1 protein-coding gene is annotated in these 263 nt (G+C 63.9%); it reads left to right on the top strand.

The window, feature by feature from the left end; translation table 11 throughout:
- Positions 1–263: CBM96 family carbohydrate-binding protein (locus AC6CHP_RS20785; RefSeq protein ID WP_498232071.1), on the top strand; the 263-nt coding region annotated here is incomplete at both ends.

The raw sequence follows: 263 nt of genomic DNA, 5'->3' as shown, positions 1-263 counted from the left end.
GGCAAACAAAACATCAAACTCGTCACGGATGACAGCTGGACCGAAAGCGGAATCACCTACAACAACCGCCCCGCGCTCGGCACCAGCATCGGCACCCTCGGACCCACAGCAGCCAACAGCAACTACAGCGTTCCGCTCACTGCCAGCGCCCTGGCCGGCGAGCTCGGCCAACAACTCTCCCTCGGCCTGGACGCCACCAGCACCGACGGCCTGGACCTCAACTCCAAGGAAGCCGGCAGCACCGCACCCAAACTCGTCCTCAC

This window comes from Pseudarthrobacter sp. GQ63, assembly GCF_059758765.1.
Note: the sequence above shows the minus strand (reverse complement) of the source record. Positions and strands in the feature narration are given on the sequence as shown.